This window comes from Achromobacter sp. RT286_PF, from assembly GCF_059760425.1.
Map to the genome: position 1 here is coordinate 1 of NZ_JCBAMR010000100.1, position 255 is coordinate 255.

The 255-nt window shown below is 62.0% G+C and carries 1 protein-coding gene; it reads right to left on the reverse strand.

Features of this window, described 5'->3' with window-relative positions:
* Positions 1 to 255: contractile injection system protein, VgrG/Pvc8 family (locus AC6LJY_RS28020; protein WP_498137244.1), on the reverse strand; the 255-nt coding region annotated here is incomplete at both ends.

Below are 255 nucleotides of genomic sequence, written 5' to 3' on the forward strand. Positions count from 1 at the left end.
GATCAGGCGGTGGGAATTTTCGGTATGGGCGTAGCGGTGAAAGTAGCCCTCTTCGGCGGCCAGGCGCGCCACGAAATCCAGATCGGTTTCGCCGGCCTGCACGCAGTATTCACGTACCAGGTGGTGGTGGGTGGTGACCTGTTCGTAGTCGGTAATGCCATGGCGCTTGAAGACATCGGCCAGGATTTCCGGCACGGACAGTTGCTGGTAGATGCGCCAGTCCGAACACAGCGCCGCGCGCGCCAGCGACGGTTC